Origin of the sequence: Algibacter sp. L4_22 (assembly GCF_023473045.1) — a bacterium.
Taxonomy (GTDB): Bacteria; Bacteroidota; Bacteroidia; order Flavobacteriales; family Flavobacteriaceae; genus Algibacter.
Map to the genome: position 1 here is coordinate 443,672 of NZ_JAMCOK010000002.1, position 19,246 is coordinate 462,917.

At 32.3% G+C, this 19,246-nt stretch carries 14 protein-coding genes; 8 read left to right on the forward strand and 6 right to left on the reverse strand.

All coding sequences use genetic code 11. From position 1 onward, the window contains the following. Positions 1–108: 108 nt before the first annotated feature. Positions 109–594 (reverse strand): histidine phosphatase family protein, encoded by a 486-nt coding sequence (locus M4I23_RS06590; protein WP_158849560.1) that lies wholly within the window; start codon positions 592–594, stop codon positions 109–111. Between the two features lie 451 nt (positions 595–1,045). Between M4I23_RS06590 and M4I23_RS06595 the strand changes: the two genes are divergently transcribed. The 7 genes from M4I23_RS06595 (at position 1,046) to M4I23_RS06625 (ending at position 14,688) form a co-directional block, all read left to right on the forward strand. Beyond that, positions 1,046–1,576, forward strand: a complete 531-nt coding sequence (locus M4I23_RS06595) for a hypothetical protein (RefSeq protein WP_158849558.1) — start codon at positions 1,046–1,048, stop codon at positions 1,574–1,576. A 32-nt stretch (positions 1,577–1,608) separates the two neighbouring features. Continuing rightward, entirely contained in the window at positions 1,609–8,298 is a 6,690-nt protein-coding gene (locus M4I23_RS06600) for an HYR domain-containing protein (RefSeq protein ID WP_249753859.1), read from the forward strand. A gap of 11 nt (positions 8,299–8,309) precedes the next feature. Beyond that, positions 8,310–9,236, forward strand: a complete 927-nt coding sequence (locus tag M4I23_RS06605; protein ID WP_158849554.1) for a type IX secretion system membrane protein PorP/SprF — start codon at positions 8,310–8,312, stop codon at positions 9,234–9,236. Between the two features lie 76 nt (positions 9,237–9,312). Beyond that, positions 9,313–11,238, forward strand: coding sequence for an OmpA family protein (locus M4I23_RS06610; protein ID WP_249753860.1), 1,926 nt, complete (start codon positions 9,313–9,315; stop codon positions 11,236–11,238). Between the two features lie 72 nt (positions 11,239–11,310). Then, on the forward strand, positions 11,311–13,242 hold the full coding sequence (locus tag M4I23_RS06615; protein WP_249753861.1) for an OmpA family protein: 1,932 nt from the start codon (positions 11,311–11,313) through the stop codon (positions 13,240–13,242). Positions 13,243–13,469: 227 nt separating this feature from the next. Further along, the gene (locus tag M4I23_RS06620; RefSeq protein ID WP_158849550.1) at positions 13,470–14,003 is read left to right on the forward strand and encodes a DUF3124 domain-containing protein; all 534 of its coding nucleotides are present in this window, start codon (positions 13,470–13,472) and stop codon (positions 14,001–14,003) included. Between the two features lie 205 nt (positions 14,004–14,208). Further along, the gene (locus M4I23_RS06625; RefSeq protein ID WP_158849548.1) at positions 14,209–14,688 is read left to right on the forward strand and encodes a hypothetical protein; all 480 of its coding nucleotides are present in this window, start codon (positions 14,209–14,211) and stop codon (positions 14,686–14,688) included. An 85-nt stretch (positions 14,689–14,773) separates the two neighbouring features. On the opposite strand, the gene M4I23_RS06630 is transcribed toward M4I23_RS06625, so the two are convergent. The 3 genes from M4I23_RS06630 to M4I23_RS06640 are packed head-to-tail and all read right to left on the reverse strand — an operon-like array spanning position 14,774 to position 17,399. After that, entirely contained in the window at positions 14,774–16,267 is a 1,494-nt protein-coding gene (locus M4I23_RS06630; protein ID WP_249753862.1) for a YggN family protein, read from the reverse strand. Positions 16,268–16,279: 12 nt separating this feature from the next. Beyond that, a complete protein-coding gene (locus M4I23_RS06635) occupies positions 16,280–16,864 on the reverse strand; it encodes a hypothetical protein (protein WP_249753863.1) in 585 nt (194 codons plus the stop codon). Continuing rightward, positions 16,848–17,399 carry an RNA polymerase sigma factor gene (locus M4I23_RS06640; RefSeq protein WP_158849543.1) on the reverse strand — a complete coding sequence of 184 codons (552 nt, stop codon included), beginning with the start codon at positions 17,397–17,399 and terminating at the stop codon, positions 16,848–16,850. Before M4I23_RS06640 ends, M4I23_RS06635 begins: the two co-directional genes overlap by 17 nt. Positions 17,400–17,601: 202 nt before the next feature. On the opposite strand from M4I23_RS06640, the gene M4I23_RS06645 reads away from it, so the two are divergent. Then, complete coding sequence (locus tag M4I23_RS06645; protein ID WP_158849541.1) at positions 17,602–18,156, forward strand: DUF2911 domain-containing protein; 555 nt, start codon at positions 17,602–17,604, stop codon at positions 18,154–18,156. Between the two features lie 172 nt (positions 18,157–18,328). On the opposite strand, the gene M4I23_RS06650 is transcribed toward M4I23_RS06645, so the two are convergent. Both M4I23_RS06650 and M4I23_RS06655 read right to left on the reverse strand, forming a co-directional pair. Continuing rightward, positions 18,329–18,901 carry a phosphatase PAP2 family protein gene (locus M4I23_RS06650; protein WP_158849539.1) on the reverse strand — a complete coding sequence of 191 codons (573 nt, stop codon included), beginning with the start codon at positions 18,899–18,901 and terminating at the stop codon, positions 18,329–18,331. A 114-nt stretch (positions 18,902–19,015) separates the two neighbouring features. Beyond that, positions 19,016–19,243, reverse strand: coding sequence for a hypothetical protein (locus M4I23_RS06655; protein WP_158849529.1), 228 nt, complete (start codon positions 19,241–19,243; stop codon positions 19,016–19,018). Positions 19,244–19,246: the final 3 nt, after the last annotated feature.

Consider the following 19,246-nt stretch of genomic DNA (forward strand, 5'->3'; position numbering starts at 1 on the left):
AAAAAAACAAAAATTTATAGTTATCAAATTTTTAATTCAAAATAATCTCAAAAACCCACTTTATCGATGAATTATATAAAATCAAGCACTCAACAACACTTAAGTTACTTATTTCAAGTCTTTTGGTGAAATTATCTCAATGGTATTACCTGGTTTTATATCATTCCAATCGCTGGTCTCAAAATCAATAACAACAACACCACAAGTAGGAATATTGTCAATAATTTTATTCCCATAACTATTTGCAAAATCTGTAACAGCATGGTTATGGCCAAAAACCATTAAGCAATCTATAGATTTTGAGCAAGACTTTATAGTTCGCGTGAGCATTTCACCTGAAAAATCATAAACTTCGTGGTTATACTGTACTATTTTGTTAGAAATATTTAAAGTAGAAATAAAAATTTCTGCTGTTGTTTTTGCCCTATTCGCATCACTTGAAATAAGTAAGTCTGGCATGATTTTAAAGGTAGAAAAGTATTTAGAAACAAGATGAGCGTCTTCCAACCCTCTATTATTTAATGGTCGTTCATGATCAATTACATTATGTTTCCAAGATGATTTGGCATGACGGACTAAAATTAATTTCTTCATTATTATCGATAAAGCGTTGTTTTTTATCGACAAAACAATATTCTATTCAATAAAATTCAACTAATTTATATGGTAAAAATATTAAAAAAAATCAGCAATTATCTTTTTAATGTATTAAACTTTTGCAAACAGTTGATATCATTAAATATGTGTTAAAAACTATTTATAGATGAATAAATAACCTTACAACGATTTTTTTAGTGATTTACCATTTATATTTGATTAACAAGCCTTCAATGCTTTCTTTTGATCAACAAATAGCATAGGAAAATTATGATCCCAAATCTAATTTTAGAGACAAAATTAACATTATTTCACATTGTTTTATCATTTTGTTTTTTCTTCAAAAAAGGTTTTGATATTTTATTTATAGGATGCAAATAGTACATGTTTAAAACTAATTTGTAATTAAGCGTGCAAAGAAATTAAGTTATAGTAAAAATGAATGGCTATGAAAAACAATTTATCTAATATATTAAAAAGCTTTATACTTTTCTGCGGTATATCACTTTTGTCCATCTATGAATGTAATGCTCAAGAAAATGGGATTTATGAATTAAATAATTCTAATCAGTTTTATAGAGTATCTGCAGCAAAGTCTAAAGGAACAAATACTAGAGCGGAATTTTATAATTTATCTCAAAAACTACATCCAACGGTTTATTTAGGAGAAAACAGATTAAAAAACAAATATGGTGATGGCAATATTGTAAAAGTAAATATTGACGATATTTCTTCTTTAAATTTAGTGACACAAGATAGATTGAATTATAATAATGTTGAATTAATTACAATAACCTTAAAAAGCTTGAGTGATTTATATGACCCTATTAGCTTACCAAGCGAAAATGGATTAACAGAATTAAAATATTTATATATTAAATGCCTTTTTGAATGCAGCAATGAGCAAATTAAAGGTTTTGTAAAAAATATATCAAATAGTAAAATTCGTGTTTTTTACACATCAGAAAAACCATCATAAAATAATATTTCGATATTTAATAAAATTAAGAAATGAAAAAATTCTACACTAAACAATTTTCAGAATTTAATACATCATTTGGTTTGATGTGTTTTGCTGTTTTGCTTTTCTCATCAGTTTTTAAAGGGAATAGTCAAGTAGTGGTCGACTTCACACCTAGAGAGTCTTCATATAACATTAAAGGTGATTTCTCTATGATAGGGAACTCCAACCTAACGTTAGTAGATTATGATGACACCTCTAATAACGGTGAAGACATGCGATATGTCGATATTGATGGAGATGACAAAACATTCAATTCTTCTTCTGCAGTTTTAGATTTTTCAACCGAAAATGGAGCTGACCCAGAATGTTCTAGCATTGTTTTTGCTGGTTTGTATTGGACAGGAAGAGCTAGAGTTGATGGTGTTGATGATAACTTCGATGGAGATGGTAATCCAAATACTTTTACAGTTACAAAAGATGGTGAAACTAAAAATTTTGATAAAACTAAAGTATTAATAAAAGGACCAAGCTCTAACTATGAAGAAGTAGTCGCTACCGACATTCAATTCCCTGATGGAAACTATAATAATATGTATGCGGCTTATGCTGATGTTACCGAAATTGTTAGTAATAATGGTGGTGCCGGAGAGTATACTATTGCAAACATTGCTACTGTAGAAGGTAATGGCTACCCTGTTGGTTATTATGGTGGTTGGGGATTAGTTGTTGTTTACTCAAACTCTAAAATGAAATGGCGTGATATTACCGTTTTTGATGGTTATGCGTATGTTGCATCGCAAGGTGGAGAGGAATTTATTGATGTAAATGGTTTTAAGGCTGTACAAAAAGGGGACGTTAATGTAAAATTAGGCGTTATGGCCGGTGAAGGTGATGTCACTATTGGTGGAGACAAATTTTCTATAATTGTGCCAGATGGCAATGATGATAAAAATAATTTAGCAACCTTAAACGATAACACATATCAAGATTTAAGTCACACAGGCAACTCTGCAACTAATTTCTTTAATTCTTCAATATACACCCATAATGGAGTTCCTGGAAAGCGAACGCCAGAGTTAGCAAATAATTCGGGAGTAGATATTGCTTTACTAAATATTGAAAACTCAAGTAAATCGCTAATTGCTAATAACCAAGATTACACTAGGTTTAGATATAATTCTACTCAGGATACATATATTATTTTTAATGTTACCTTTTCTGTAGATGCCTATATCCCTGAACCACAAGGTCTGTTAAGTGTTGCATCACTAAATGGGACTACTCCTAGTGACACCAACACAGAGTTAGAACCATCTGAAAGTGCAGATTATGTTATTGAAATTAAAAATGCAGGATCTGAAGCTACGGATAACACAAAATTAACAATACCGCTTCCTGATTCTGTAGACCCGAACAACTTAAAAGTAACAACTGATGTTGATAGTTCTGTTTCTAATACAACAGATTATGTATATGATAGTACAATTGGAACAAACGGAGCTATAGTTTGGAATATTGGAACCTTACCTGTTCCGAGTGATCCAGATTTTGTTTTAGCAACCATTAGTTTCTCGCTAACGGTAACAACAGACTGTACTTTCTTTTCAGATAATTTAGATAAAATTGTTTCTGTTAATGGTAAAATTAGTGGAGTAGGCGCTATATCTGACGCCCCTTTTAATCTTACTTTAATTCAAGGTTACGAAATGGATGGCAACTGTATTGGAGAAACAATAGCTGCGCCAATAATAATACCTATTAATTATCAAGATTATAAAAACTCTCCTCCTACAGGAAAGGCTCCTGAAGATGTTAGTATTATATGTGGTGAAGAACTTCCTGTAGTTGATATCTTAACCGTAACAGATTTAAAAGATAACTCTGGAATAACACCGGTGGTAGCATTTGTTGACGATAAATCTGATAATGGGTCACCTGAAATAATTACAAGAACATATAGTATAACTGATGATTGTGAAAATATTACATATGTAACGCAAAAAATCACAAAAATGCCATCTCCAGCACCAACCGCCATTTGTCAAGATATCGAGGTGTTTTTAGATGCTAGTGGAAATGTAACAATTACGGGAGAACAAATTGACAACGGATCATCTGCTTGTAGTGGTGACGTAACATTATCTGCTGCACCTTCTACCTTTAATTGTTCTAATATAGGAGCCAATACAGTAACACTAACTGTAACAGATCAATACGGAGCAACTGCTACGTGTGAATCTACAGTAACCGTAACCGATAATATAGCCCCAACAGCTATTTGCCAAAGTGCTACAATTTACTTGGATGCCGATGGAGAAGCTACATTAGAAGCTAGCTCTGTAGATAATGGTTCAAACGATATATGCGGAATTAAATCTCTAGAACTAGATAAAACAACATTTACTTGTACCGATTTAGGAACTAACACAGTAATACTTACTGTAACAGATAATAATGATAATACAGCAACTTGTACTGCTCAAGTTACAGTAGCTGACAATTTATTACCTACCGCTTTATGTAAAACAACAACTATCGCGTTAGATGATGATGGTAATGCTACTTTAAATCTATCGGATATTGATGGTGGTTCTAATGATAACTGTAGTACAGTTACTCTTTCTGCTTCTCAAACAATTTTTGATTGTTCTAACCTTGGAGATAACTCAATAACACTAACAGTTACAGATGGCAGTAATAACGAATCTACTTGTACCACTATAGTTACAATAGAAGACAATATCGCTCCAGAAGCTAATTGTATTGCATCTATAGATATTAGTATTGACAGTGCTGGAAATGCATCAATAACTCCTGAAGATATTAATAATGGTTCTACTGATAATTGTAGCATAGCTAGTGTTACTTTAGATAAAACTGATTTTAATTGTAGTGATGTTGGTTCAAATACAGTAACACTTTCTGTTACTGATACTGCTGGAAACATTGATACTTGTACTACTACAGTAAATGTTATAGATGATGTAGCTCCCGAAATTATTTGTCAAAATATAACTATTCAATTAGATGAATTTGGTACAGCCTCAATTGTTCCTGGAGATGTAGACAATGGTTCTGGAGATTGTAGCGGACTTAGTTCTTTATCAATATCAAAATCTGATTTTGACTGTTCTAATATTGGACCAAATGAAGTTATACTAACTGTTAGCGATAACAGTGGAAATTCTGAACAATGTACAGCAACTGTTACTGTCCAAGATAACGTTAAGCCAACAGTTATATGTCAATCTTACACAGCACAATTAGATGCTACAGGAAATGTAACAATTACTGCTAATGACATAGATAATGGTTCTAATGATGCTTGCGGAATACAAACGTTATCCATAAATAAAACAGCATTTACCTGTGATAATATTGGTGCAAATACTGTAGAATTAACAGTTACAGATAATAATGGTAATACCGATACTTGTTCTACCACGGTAAATGTAGAAGATAATATTGCTCCTAATGTTGTTTGCCAAGACATCATTGTTCAACTAAATAGTTTTGGAAATGCAACTATTACAGCAGAGGATGTTAATAATGGATCTAGCGATGCTTGTTCCTCTGTTACACTTAGTATTTCTAATACAAGTTTTGACTGTTCAAACTTAGGAGATAATACAGTAACATTAACCGCGGTTGATACCTATGGAAATGAATCATCCTGTGATGCTACTGTAACTGTAGAAGATAACATTGCTCCTACTATTGCCTGCAAAAATATTACAGTTTATTTAGATGAATCTGGTTCTGTAACTATTTTACCTATTGATATCGATAATGGCTCTTCAGATTGTAGTGGCGACGTTTCTCTTTCTGCTTCTCAAACCATATTCGATTGTACAAATATTGGTGCAAATACAGTTACTTTAACTGTTACAGACGCTTATGGAAACGAAGGAACCTGTGATGCTACTGTTACTGTTGAAGATAATGTAGCTCCTACTATTACTTGTCCTGCGGATATTATAGTAGCTGCCGATCCGGGACAATGTACTGCAACTAATGTCGATTTAGGACTTACAACTACCAATGATAATTGTGGAATAGAATCTGTTTTAAATGACGCCTTAGAGCCGTTTGCTTTAGGTGAAACAATTGTAACATGGACCGTAACTGATACTTCAGGAAACGAAACAACTTGTTCGCAAAAAGTAACTATTACAGATACCCAAAAACCTATAATCACCTGCCCAAGTCCTATTAATTTAGAGCTTGATGCAGAAAGTTGTGAATATACTAATGTTAACATTACAGAACCAACAGCAACCGATAACTGTGCAACTGCATTCACTTATACCGCAACCCGTTCTGATGGCTTAGCAATTACAGCTTCTTATCCTATTGGAATAACAACTATAACATGGATAGCTAACGATGGCACGAATAATAGTGATCCATGTGAACAAATAGTAACAATTACAGATGGTAATGCACCTGAAATAACTTGTCCTGCCGATGTCAATGTTTTTGTTGATGCCGATTCTTGTGAAGCAACAAACGTAGATCTTGGATCAATTAATGCCATAGATTGTACTTCTTTCACCATAGTAAATGACGCTCCTCTTTCTTTTCCTCTTGGAGTAACTGTAGTAACTTGGACTGTGACAGACGAAGCTAATAATATTTCAAACTGTACACAGAACGTAACTGTAGAAGATAACATTTTCCCTACCATTACTTGTCCTTCGGATATTGAAGTAACCGCCGATTTAGGTCAATGTACTGCAACTAACGTCGATTTAGGACTACCTACTACCGATGATAATTGTGAAATAACATCTGTTTTAAATAACGCCTTAGAACCATTTGCTTTAGGTGAAACAATTGTAACATGGACAGTAACTGATACTTCTGGAAATGAAACAACTTGCTTACAGACAATAACCGTTACAGATGGTAATATACCTCAAGTGGTTTGTCCTGCAGATATTTCAATATTTGTAGATGAAGATTCTTGTAACGCAACAAATGTTGAACTAGGAACTTTAGATATTGAAGATTGTACAAGTGTTATAGTAGAAAACGATGCGCCTGAATCTTTTCCTATTGGAGATACAGAAGTAACTTGGAAGGTAACAGACTCTGAAGGCAATATAAGTAACTGTACACAAACAGTAACCGTAGTAGATAATATTAATCCAACTTTCGTTGAAGATTTACCAATGGAAACTTTAACGATAGAATGTAATGCTGTTCCTACCCCTGAAACATTAACTGGCGCAGATAATTGCGATACAGCAATTATTACATTTAATGAAGAACGTACAAATGGATCATGTACAAATAATTATATATTAGAAAGGACCTGGACAATAACAGATGCTGCTAATTTAACAACTAGTTTTACACAAACTATCACTGTGCAAGACACTACTCCTCCAGAATTTAGTGGCGATTTACCAAGTCCTAATTTAGTAGTTGAATGCAATGATGTTCCTGCTGCTCAAATAATAGAGGCGGAAGATTCTTGTGGCTCAGCAACAGTTACATCTCAGGATATCATCACACTTGGTGATTGCCCATCTAATTATACTATTACAAGAGTTTGGACAGCAGAAGATAGCTGTGAAAACAAAGCATCTTATACACAAATTATTACAGTGCAAGACACGACATTACCAGTATTTGATGGCACCTTGCCAGTTGCAACTCTAGATGTAGAATGCGATGCGATTCCTGATGCTGAAATTTTAACAGCTACTGATAATTGCGGAACTGCAACAGTAGAAGTTAACGACGTAAGAACGGATGGCGACTGCCCTTCAAATTACACTATTACTAGAACTTGGACTGCAACAGATGAATGTGACCTTAAAGTAGAACATACTCAAATAATTTCAATAACAGATACAACTGCACCAACGCCGTCTACAACTTTTGAAACTGTATTGGACGTTAGTTGTACAGATATTCCAGATGCTCCAACTGTTGAGTTTACTGATAATTGTTCAGCTGATATTACTATAGAATACAGCGAAACAAATTCATTTGATAAAACAATTTTAGCAGATTATCAAATAGTAAGATCTTGGAAAGTTAGTGATGCTTGTGATAATACGGAAACTTACACACAAACTTTAAACGTTGCTTTAGACGAGATTTATACAGATATAGTAGCACCAGATTGGTGTTATAAAGAAGGTGTTGTGGATTTAAATGAATTTATTGATGAAACTTTAGATACAGATGGCACTTGGGAAATGTTAGAAGGCGATTTAAAAGCAACCTTATCTAATAACCTTTTTGATCCAACAGGACTTGAACTTAGTGCTGATTTTTTACCAAACGATGGAGGTATTGATTATGTATTCAGATATTCAACTACAAATGACGGCTGTATAAGCATTACTGAAATCACCATGAATATTCATGCCGATTGTGATGTATTACCATGTGGAGAAAATGATATAAGTATTTCTACAGCAATCACCCCAAATGGTGATGGTATAAACGATACATTTGATATTTCAGGAATTGATTTATGCGGCTTTGTTGCCAACGTAAAATTATTTAACCGTTGGGGAGCACTAGTTTACGAATCTTCAAATTATACTTTAGGTAGCATGTCTACCTCAGGTAGTCAGGGAGATTGGGATGGGTATTCTCCTAAATCTGCCATTGGAAACAACGGTAAATTACCTAATGGAACATATTATTATATTATTCAATTAAAAGATAGTGGATTGCAACCTTTAACTGGCCCTGTATATTTAGGAACCAAATAAAAAATTAACCTATGAAATTTTTAAAACAAAACATAATTGCTCTTGCATTGTTTACTTGTACGGTTGGATTTGCGCAACAATTACCTCAATTTACGCAGTACATGTACAATACAATCTCAATTAACCCAGCATATGCTGGTAGCCGAGAAGCATTAAGCATTGTTGGATTGCACAGAAGCCAATGGGTTGGTTTTAAAGGCGGCCCAATTACACAAACATTATCGATACATACACCGTTAAGAAACGATCGTATTGGTGTGGGCTTATCTTTTATTGAAGATGATTTAGGACCTCAGAACTTCTCATATTTGTATGCAGATTTCTCCTACTCTATTCCAACAGGAAAAAACGGGAAGCTAGCATTCGGTTTAAAAGGAGGTTTTACACAATTTAGTTTTGATACTGATTTCAGATTGGAAACCTCTAATTTAACGGATCCATTAATTTTTGGATCTGAAGATAGATGGACACCAAATATTGGTGCAGGTGTTTACTGGAGTACAGATCGTATATATGCAGGTTTATCTGCACCAAGAATATTGAACAACGATATTAATAATAAAAACGATTTCGAAGCCCTTGAAAGAGTCAGTTATTACTTTACAGTTGGTGGAGTATTAGATATCAGTCAAGATTTTAAATTTAAACCAGCTGCTTTAATAAAAGCAACAAACGGTGCTCCTGTTTCATATGACTTAACTGCTAATTTTCTTTATAAAGAAAAAGTATGGCTTGGTGGATCATATAGAATAAACGAACAAACAGCCGCTATTGGAGGTATTGTTGATTTTCAAATATCAAGACAATTGCGTTTAGGGTATGCTTACGAAAAACCAATTTCAGAAATTGCCGATTATACTACCGGAACTCATGAGGTGTTATTAATTTATGAATTCAAATTCTTGAGTTCAAAATTAAAATCTCCTAGATACTTCTAGAAATCATATTATTGCAGCATTATCAAATAACTAATTTAAATAGGCTTAACTAACAAAAAGAAATAAAACCTTATATATGAAACTAAAAAATTACATATTGGTTTGTATCGCCTTAATATTAAGTATTAATGCTTTTGCTCAACAAGGAAAACAAAAAAGAGCGGATACCCTTTTTAATAAATTTTCGTTCGTAAAAGCTGCTAACGTTTATCGCGAACTTATTCAAAAAGATTATAATAGAGATTATGCAACTAGGCAATTAGCAGATTGTTATGCCTTATTACGCGATCCTAGAAATGCATCTAGATATTATAAAAGTGTGGTAAAACAAGATAATGTGCCTGTTGAGTATTACTATAAATACGCACAATCTTTAAGAGGAATGAAAAAATATGACGAATCTAGAAAATGGTTACAAACCTTTAAAGATTCTGGTGGTGTTGTTAATTCTAACGATTTCTCAAAAGACTTAAATTTTATTACAAGTGTCTTTAATTCAAAACAACAATATTTCCTAGATAAAGTAAGGTTTAACTCTAAGTATAGTGATTTTGGTGCTTTTGAACAAGATGGACAAGTATACTTTGCCTCTTCAAGAGATGAAGGTGTAGCTGTTAAAAGATTATATGGTTGGAATGAACAGCCCTTTCTAGATATCTACGTTGCTAAAGCAGGCACAAGAAGAAATGTAAACCACACAGCAAAGCTTAAAGGCGATGTAAATTCTATTTATCATGATGGGCCAGCGGTTATAACCAAAAATGGCCAAACCATGTATTTTTCTAGAAACAACTATAAAGACCAAGTTGAAGTAAAAGATGCTAAGGGTTTAACCAATATGAAAATATTTAGGGCCACATTACGCGACAGTGTTTGGACAGATGTTGAAGATTTATCCATTAATAGTGACGATTTTTCAACACAGCATCCCGCTTTAAATAAAGACGACAACAAGTTATATTTTGCATCCGATAGACCAGGAGGTCATGGTGGATCGGATATTTATGTGGTAGATATTAATACCGATGGTACTTTAGCTGAACCGGTTAATGTTGGTTCTATAATCAATACAGAAGAAGCCGATGGTTTTCCGTATATAAATAATGAAGGCACCTTATTCTTCTCCTCTGCTGGACACGTAGGCCTTGGTTTACTAGATATTTTTGCAACTATTAAAGGTGAAGATGAAAAAGCTGATGAAGTTGTAGACGTAATAAATTTAGGAGTTCCAATAAATTCAAATAAAGATGATTTTTCATTTAGTATGAATCCTAATGGTATCACAGGTTATTTTGCTTCAAATCGACCAGGAGGACGTGGTGACGATGATATTTATGCGTATCATAGAAAACCTGTGTTGCAAGTAGAAGGTGTTGTAACCGATGCTATTAACTCCAAGCCAATTCCTAATTCGGTAATTCAACTTCTAAACTCTAAAGGAGAAAAGATAGCATACATGACAACTGATGAAAATGGTTTCTATCAAATCAATATCGATAGAAATCAAGATTATAAAATTATCGCAAGTCAAAAAAAATATATTGATGACTATAGAACATTTACGTCAAAACATATACAAACTGAGTTAACATCAATTACAGCCAATTTACTTTTAAATCCAGTACCAAATGTAATTAAGCTTGCAGAATTAAATACTATTTATTTCGACTTCGACAAGCATTATATTCGTCCTGATGCCGCTTTAGAATTGGATAAAATTGTAGATCTAATGTTAAACGTGTATCCGGAAATGGTAATACGAATTGAGTCGCATACAGATTCTCGAGGACTTCTATCTTACAACGATAAACTATCTATTGATAGGGCCAATTCCACCTACGAATATCTAGTTTCTAATGGTGTAAAAGCAGAAAGAATTACAGAGCACCAAGGGTTTGGAGAACGCAGATTAACCAATGGTTGTGAAGATGGACAAAAATGTGAAGAAAAAGATCATCAGTTAAACAGACGTACACAATTTATAGTAATAAAAATGGAATAATATATACATATAATCATGTGTGTTTTACCTAACATAAAACCTACTTATATTTTTTTAATTAAATAAAGACCCATGAAATTAAAAAATTACTACTTAACAAGTATGCTCTTGCTTGTTTCCATTACTGTGTTCGCACAGTATGGCATGCAAAAAAAAGCAGATAAATTATTCAACTCATTTGCCTTTGCTGATGCAAAAGAGGTATATACTAAGCTAATCCATAAAGATTTTAACGCAGATTACGCTACCAGACAATTAGCCGATAGTTATGCTTTTATGCGAAACCCAGATAGTGCAGTTGTATATTATCAAAAAGCTGTAGAACAAGAAAATATTCCAATTGAATATTACTATAATTATGCACAAGCATTACGTGGTGTAAAAGATTATAAAGGTTATCGCAATTTGATGAAGCGATATAAAAATGAAGGTGGAATTATTAATGAGGACCAGTTAACCAATGATAAAGATTTCTTAAAATCTGTACTAAATGCCAAACAACAATATTTTTTAACAGATGTAAAATTTAATTCAAAATTTAGTGATTTTGGCGCTATAGAACACGATGGTAATATTTATTTTACTTCAGCTAGAGATGAAGGAGTATTAACAAAACATAGATATGGTTGGAATGAAGAACCGTTTTTAGATATTTATGTAACTGAAAAAAATGCGAATGACAGTTTAATTGATTACAAATCAAAATTAAAAGGTGACATTAACTCTGTTTTTCATGATGGACCAATTACTATAACGAAAGATGGAAAAACTATTTATTTCTCTAGAAACGATTTTAATAAAAATGTTTTAGGAAAAAATGATGAAGGCATTACTAATTTAAAAATCTATCGCGCAACATTAATCGATGGTAAATGGAAAAACATAGAAGATCTTTCTATTAATAGTAGCTCCTACTCTACTGGACATCCTGCTTTAAATAATGATGAATCAAAATTATATTTCGCTTCGGATATGTCTGGAGGCTTTGGAGGATCGGATATTTATTATGTTTCAATAAATAATGATAGTAGTTTAGGAGAGCCAATAAACGCGGGTAAAATTGTAAATACTAATAAAAATGAAAAATTTCCTTTTTTAAATAAAGAGGATGTCCTTTTCTTTTCATCCGATGGGCACCAAGGCTTAGGATTACTAGATATTTTTGCAACAGTTTCCGATAAGGATAAAAACATTAATAACGTTATAAACTTAGGTGTTCCTGTAAATTCTAGTAAAGATGATTTCTCTTTCTTTTTAAATGAAAATGGACTTTCTGGCTATTTTGCTTCAAATCGTGATGGTGGCGTTGGTAGTGATGATATTTATGCTTTTGATAAAACGCCTCAATTAAAAATAGAAGGCGCTGTTAAAGATGGTGAAACTAATTTACCCCTACAAAATGCAAAAATCAATTTATTAGACACCGTTGGCAACATTATTGCATTTGTTGAAACTGATAGCGATGGTCATTTTGATATAAACATTGATAGAGATACCGATTATATATTGCAGGTTATAAAAGATGGTTATACAGAACAATCACGTAATACAACATCTACAAATACAGATAAGAAAACATCTAAAATAATTGAAGATTTTATTTTAAATAAAATTGAAGATGATAAGATAGAACCTTCCCCAATTATTAAATTAGCCCCTATTTATTTCGATTTCGATAAGGCTACAATTAGAAATCAAGATACTTCTGAATTAAACGAAATTATCGATTTAATGAATAATAAACATCCTAAAATGGCTATTAGAATTGAATCTTTCACCGACTCTAGAGGTCCTGCCAAATATAACAAAGGTCTTTCTATTAAACGTTCTAAATCTACTTACGACTATTTAATTAAAAATGGAGTAGATAAAAATAGAATTATTTCATATGATGGTTATGGAGAAGAAAGACTTGTCAATAATTGTGATGGTAGCATTAAATGTACTGAAGCGCAGCATCAGCTTAACAGACGTACAGAGTTTATTGTTTCTCAAATGGAATAGAGTAACTTTATATTATTAAAAAATAAAAAACCACCAAAGTGTATATCAATTTGGTGGTTTTTCTTTTTAGAATACTAAAATAATCTACATAAAAAATTAAATTCATTTAATCATAAATGCATTACTTGTTATCTTTGTTATATAAAACAACTAAGAATAGTTCGCTTTATATTTCCTTTATGGGAAAAAAGGTTTATTTTAATAACTTATCCTAAAAGCACAAATTTATGTCAATAAAATCTCAACTTAATTCATCCAAATACATACTCTTCCTTTTTTCAATCTCTCTGTTTTTAAGCTGTAATAATGAAACCCAAATAAGCTCAATAAGCACAGAAAACTGGACAAAACGTAAAGCAAACATAAGTTTGAAGGATTCTTTGGAATATGGAAAATCTTACCTATCTATTTATTCTCAAATTTATAGTATGTCGGAGCACAAGACACACAATTTAACTTCTATGGTTAGCTTGAGAAACACTAGTGATGCTGATACTATTTATCTAATGAATGCTAAATATTTCGACACTCATGGAAAGCTAGTTCGAACTTATTTTGATCATCCTATTTTTTTAGCACCAATGGAAACCTGCGAAATTATTATTGATGAAATTGATAATTCTGGAGGAACAGGTTCAAATTTTATTTTCGAATGGAAAATTCCAAAGAACTCTCCCGAACCACTTTTTGAAGGTATTATGAATTCTACAGTAGGTCAACAAGGATTATCTTTTACAACACAAGCAAAGCGAATTAAATAATTTTTAGTTTTAGTCATTCTACCCATCACTAAAATAATTTCGAAAAAATCTGTTTTAACACAAACAGATAAATAACAACTTCAAACGCTTTAATTAACTCAATATAAATAAATATTTTGCGTTATTGCAGTGCATTTCAAATGCATATTAAGAAAGATCTTTTCAACGCAAAAGATCGTATATAAACAACAAATACTATTAAACTATGAAAAAATTATTTTTATTATCATTTGCCATTTTAGGGGTATCATTAATTTCTAACGCACAAGACATTTCAGATAACGCAATTGGGTTACGCTTAGGCGGAAGTAACTCTTACGGCGCAGAAATATCATATCAACGTGCATTAAGCGATTTCAATCGTCTTGAAGCCGATTTAGGCTGGAGAAACGACAATAATTATAGCGCTATAAAATTAACAGGCTTATACCAATGGGTTTGGAATATTGAAGGTGGATTTAATTGGTATGCTGGTGCTGGTGCAGGAATATCTTCTTTTTCTGGAAAAAAATCACTTGACGGAACGGATGATTTTGGATTTTTTGTTGCTGGAGATATAGGTATTGAATATAATTTTGATATCCCTCTATTAATTTCTCTTGATTTTAGACCTGAGTTTGGGAATAATGATTTTACTGATAATACCATTTTTGATATCGCTTTAGGAGTGCGATACCAATTCTAATACATTTTGATATCAATAATAAAATTTAAGCGTCTTTTTTAAGGCGCTTTTTTTATGCTAAAAATTTAAGGTTAAATTTAATTATCTACTCCATTTCAACATTACTATACTTAGCATTTATAATAATACTTTTTCCGCTAGAACCACTTTTAGAAAAAGAAGAAGACGATTGATTTTTAGGAGATTGATTCGGGTGTAAAAACTTAGAATAGCTTCCCTTGTATTGCACGTTAGTATCTACATTTGGTAATTTTATAAAGGCATTACTGTTTTGAAGAATAATATTTAAATTATTAAAACTATCTTCTATTTTAGAAATATTTAAATCACCAATATTACCGTCAATTATAGCACTACCCGTAAGTTTATCGATATCGATATTAGATGATGTGGCATTTAAAACTAATTGTTTCACTTCTTTTATTTTAGCATCTTTTACATAATTTAAATTAAGCTCACCTAAATTCCAAATACTTACATTAACTGGTGAATAAGAAGCATTAATGGAAGTAGAACTTCCATTAATGCTATATGCTGTAAATTTAGAATGTGATAAATTGGCTTTTAAGTCGTTAATGTTAGAAGCAAATTCTACTTCACCATATTTTATATTAACTTTTAACTTCGCATGGTTTGGCATTTTTATCTTAATAGTTTTCTTTACATTAGAATCTCCATGCCCTTTCATTAATTTCTCAACCTCTTTCTGTCGGTTTTTTAATAAAATAGCACGTTCTTGCTGGCGTTCTCTATTAGCCTCTACACGTTTGCCTTGAGCTTCAACCCGATTAGCTTGAGCCTCTATACGCTCAGCTTGCGCTTCCATTTGTGCTCCAAAACGTTCTCCCCAAGCTTCCATTTTTTCTTCAAACTCTTCACTATCAAATCGTTTTTCAAAATCTTCTGCCCATACTTCCATATGCTTTCCAAACTTTTCACCCCATTCCTCTCCAAATCTTTCACCCCAAGCTTCCATTTTGGCTTCAAAATCTTTTCCGTAAGTGGCTTCAAATTTCTCTTCATACTTTTTTAAATACTTCTCACCATCCCTTTTATAAGCTTCATAATCAAACTCCATAGCATGAGCGTCCGTCGGTAGCTCTGGCAATTGTGGCATTTCGGGCATAGCAGGCATTTCAGGAACACCTACAGCCAATCCATTCATAATAGCTTGTGGTAAATCGGCCAACTCGTATTTCAATTCATCAAAAATTATTGTTAATAGATCGCCATCGTTATCCTCATTCTTTTCTACCCAAACGACATTAGAATTTGTTTTATTCGTATTTATCGAAACCTTATCATAAGTCGCATCAATATCCACATCCCAAGATTTTAAAACGCTCTTAAGGGCTTCTCCCGATATTTTTTCACCTTCAACATAGGCTTCTATTTCAATAGTATTTTTATTCCATGTATCGAAAACTACATTACAATGGCTTGTGTTTAAATCGATAACCACATCTTTATTCACTTTAATACTTTGCTCTAATTTTGTTAACTTTTGTTGCCCAAAAGCACTTGCCGTTAAAACAAAACTCAGCATTAATAATTTAATTTTTATGATTATACTATTCATTTTTTGATTGATTTAGATTGATTGTTTTTTTTCTGATAAAGCATCAGATGATTTTAATTCTTTTAATTGTGTGCGTAATCGATACATTAAATTTAATCTGAATTTTAAATTATCAATTAATGCATTCACTGTTAATTCCGATGGCCCAGACTCTGTAAGATCTAACGATAATCGTTTGTATTCCTTATCTAACTCGTCTAACTGCGCCAAATAACCATCGAATAATTCTTTGGTTTCTGGCGTGTATTTCATTTTAGACAATTCTAAATTAATACTCGCTAAATAATAGTCTTCTACTTTTTTAAGTCCCGGAGATACATCACCCAAAGTTTTTGTTTCAGTTAACTTTGTAGTTGCAACATTTTCTATAGTTTTGGTTGTTTCAGTATCGCCTTCAAAAAAGGTATAAGCACCAAAACTTAAACCTAAAAACACAACAGCACTAGCCGCAATTTGCATCCATCCTAAACCTGTTTTTTTCGATTCCTGAGGTAATGCTTCATCTAACTTATCAAGAAAACGTGCTTCATGCTTTGCTGGCATACTTTCTTGCTCAACTTTTTCATTCTTAAATAAGTCTCTAATATCTTGTGCCATTATTTTTATGAATTAACAGTTCTTGTAATTTTACTTTTCCACGCGATAATTGTGTTCTCGAGGCTACTTGTGTTATGTTTAAAATCTCCGATATTTCTTGATGGTCGTACCCTTCAATTAAATATAACATGACCACATATTGATATTTCTGTGATAATTCATTAATAGCCTGCTTTATATCTTTTAGCGTTACGCCATCATCTACTAACCATTTGTCATCTTTTGTTGTATCAATCACTTTCAGGTGCACCTCTTCTAATTCTACAAGCTCTTGTTTTTTAGATTTTAAGAAATCGATACTTTTATTAACAACAATACGTTTTAACCAAGCTCCAAAAGTCACTTCCGCTTTATATTGGTGTAGTCTAGAGAATGCTTTTATAAAAGCCTCCTGTACCACATCTTCAGCATCGTTAGCATCCTTTAAAAACCGTTTGGCAACAATATACATCCCGTCGCAGTACTGGTTGTATAACTGCAATTGTGCTTTTCGGTTGTTTTGTTTACATTTTTCAATAATGTCAACTTGAAACATACTAATTTTGCTTTTGGTTTGGTTTAGCCAATTTATCAATATGTTGGCTTTGGTTCATTCTAAAGACGACAAAAAAACTAAAGTGTTGCAAAAACTCTTAAATTTTATTTAAAATATACCAAAATTGAAGAAATGTGCGTTAGGTTTTTAGTAATCCTGACTTTTTAAAGTATCTTTATTCCCTTAATAAATTGCTCCATAAATGAATACCTTTTTAAAACGCCTTTTAATCTTATTATCAGTTATAGCTTTAGGCTTATTTTTATATTCAACTTTCGTTGAAAATATCTTTGCAAAACGCTTAAGTCCAAAAGATACCGTTAAATTTGAATTAAATGATTTAAAATTAAGAGTCTTTTATAATAGACCTTCTAAAAAGAACAGGGAAATCTTTGGTGCATTGGTACCTTTTAATAAAGTTTGGAGAACTGGTGCAAATGAGGCTACCACATTCGATACTAATAAAGCTCTTGAAGTTGCGGGCATGCCGTTACCAGCTGGAGAATATACTTTATGGACTGTTCCAAAAGATTCTGTTTGGACCGTTATTTTCAACTCGAAGCAATATTCTTGGGGTGTAGATTCAGAAATGAAACCTATGTGGGATCCTAATTATGATGCCTTAACCATTGAAGTTCCCGTGCATAAATTAAAAAAGCCTGTTGAACAATTCACCATTGCTTTCGATAATTCTACAGACGATTTATTTTTAACAATGGCTTGGGATACTGTAAAAGTTTCTGTTCCTCTTAAATAAGTTTCCGGTAGGTTGTACTATAAAAACATCTTATCGATTGGTTAAATTTGGAAATCAAGTTTTAAAAGAGAACAAATTAAAACGCCTATTTTTCAATATACCAGAAAATAATATAGGTTCATGAAACTAATCGAAAACTAAGAAAAACCAACCTTTTTGCACAGCCGTTTATTTACTCAGGTTTAATAAACCTATTCAATAAGTATTTAGCTAATTTATAGAATATAAACCCAGAAAAAGCACCAAAAGTTAAGCCACACAAAATATCTAGAGGGTAATGGACACCAACATAAATTCTACTAAAAGCCACAACTCCACTCCAAAACAGCATAATAAAAATTAAATTTTTATAGAAAGGTTTTAGCATTAAACCAGCAAAAACAGCCGCTCCCATCGTGTTAGATGCATGCCCAGAAAAGAAACCATACTTACCACAGCGCACAGCAATAAACCGTACTCTACCAATCAAATCTTCCGCTCCACAAGGTCTTGGTCTTTGAAATCCACGCTTAAAAACATTTGTTATTTGGTCTGTAAATGTTACCATTAATGCTATAACAACAACAAAAACTAACATCGATTTTAAACCAAATTTCTTATAAAGTAAATATAACAGAATTGCATATAAAGGAATAAAAGTGAGCTTATCTGTTATTGCTAACCATAAACCATCCCAAGGTTCCGAGCCTAAATTGTTTAAGAAAACAAATAATTCCGTATCGTAATGTAAAAGCTGATCTATCATTGTATTTTATTTTGGCGTTACCACAAGGGTCGGGCTTTCGGCAGTCGCTTTTTTGTGTTGCATAGGTGCAACAACACAAAAAGAGCTTCAACAATGCCTCAATCCCTAACGCAATTACTCGTCGTATTTAGAAATTTCAGCATCATAAAAAGCAGTCGCTTCTTTAATAGCATTTTCAGTTTCAGTTTCTAATTCTTCTTGATCATCAGCATCAAAATCCTCAAACCATTCTACATCGTCATCTTCAAGATTAATAATGAATCTTGGAAACTCCGTATGAATTACAAATATAGCATTCGGATATTCCGTATTATCGCCTAATATAAATTTTGGTAGTGTCATTTT

Excerpts from the sequence above, each read along its gene's own strand:
- M4I23_RS06590 (WP_158849560.1), bottom strand. The coding sequence starts at position 594 with ATGAAGAAATTAATTTTAGTCCGTCATGCCAAATCATCTTGGAAACAT.
- M4I23_RS06595 (WP_158849558.1), top strand. The coding sequence starts at position 1,046 with ATGAAAAACAATTTATCTAATATATTAAAAAGCTTTATACTTTTCTGC.
- M4I23_RS06600 (WP_249753859.1), top strand. The coding sequence starts at position 1,609 with ATGAAAAAATTCTACACTAAACAATTTTCAGAATTTAATACATCATTT.
- M4I23_RS06605 (WP_158849554.1), top strand. The coding sequence starts at position 8,310 with ATGAAATTTTTAAAACAAAACATAATTGCTCTTGCATTGTTTACTTGT.
- M4I23_RS06610 (WP_249753860.1), top strand. The coding sequence starts at position 9,313 with ATGAAACTAAAAAATTACATATTGGTTTGTATCGCCTTAATATTAAGT.
- M4I23_RS06615 (WP_249753861.1), top strand. The coding sequence starts at position 11,311 with ATGAAATTAAAAAATTACTACTTAACAAGTATGCTCTTGCTTGTTTCC.
- M4I23_RS06620 (WP_158849550.1), top strand. The coding sequence starts at position 13,470 with ATGTCAATAAAATCTCAACTTAATTCATCCAAATACATACTCTTCCTT.
- M4I23_RS06625 (WP_158849548.1), top strand. The coding sequence starts at position 14,209 with ATGAAAAAATTATTTTTATTATCATTTGCCATTTTAGGGGTATCATTA.
- M4I23_RS06630 (WP_249753862.1), bottom strand. The coding sequence starts at position 16,267 with ATGAATAGTATAATCATAAAAATTAAATTATTAATGCTGAGTTTTGTT.
- M4I23_RS06635 (WP_249753863.1), bottom strand. The coding sequence starts at position 16,864 with ATGGCACAAGATATTAGAGACTTATTTAAGAATGAAAAAGTTGAGCAA.
- M4I23_RS06640 (WP_158849543.1), bottom strand. The coding sequence starts at position 17,399 with ATGTTTCAAGTTGACATTATTGAAAAATGTAAACAAAACAACCGAAAA.
- M4I23_RS06645 (WP_158849541.1), top strand. The coding sequence starts at position 17,602 with ATGAATACCTTTTTAAAACGCCTTTTAATCTTATTATCAGTTATAGCT.
- M4I23_RS06650 (WP_158849539.1), bottom strand. The coding sequence starts at position 18,901 with ATGATAGATCAGCTTTTACATTACGATACGGAATTATTTGTTTTCTTA.
- M4I23_RS06655 (WP_158849529.1), bottom strand. The coding sequence starts at position 19,243 with ATGACACTACCAAAATTTATATTAGGCGATAATACGGAATATCCGAAT.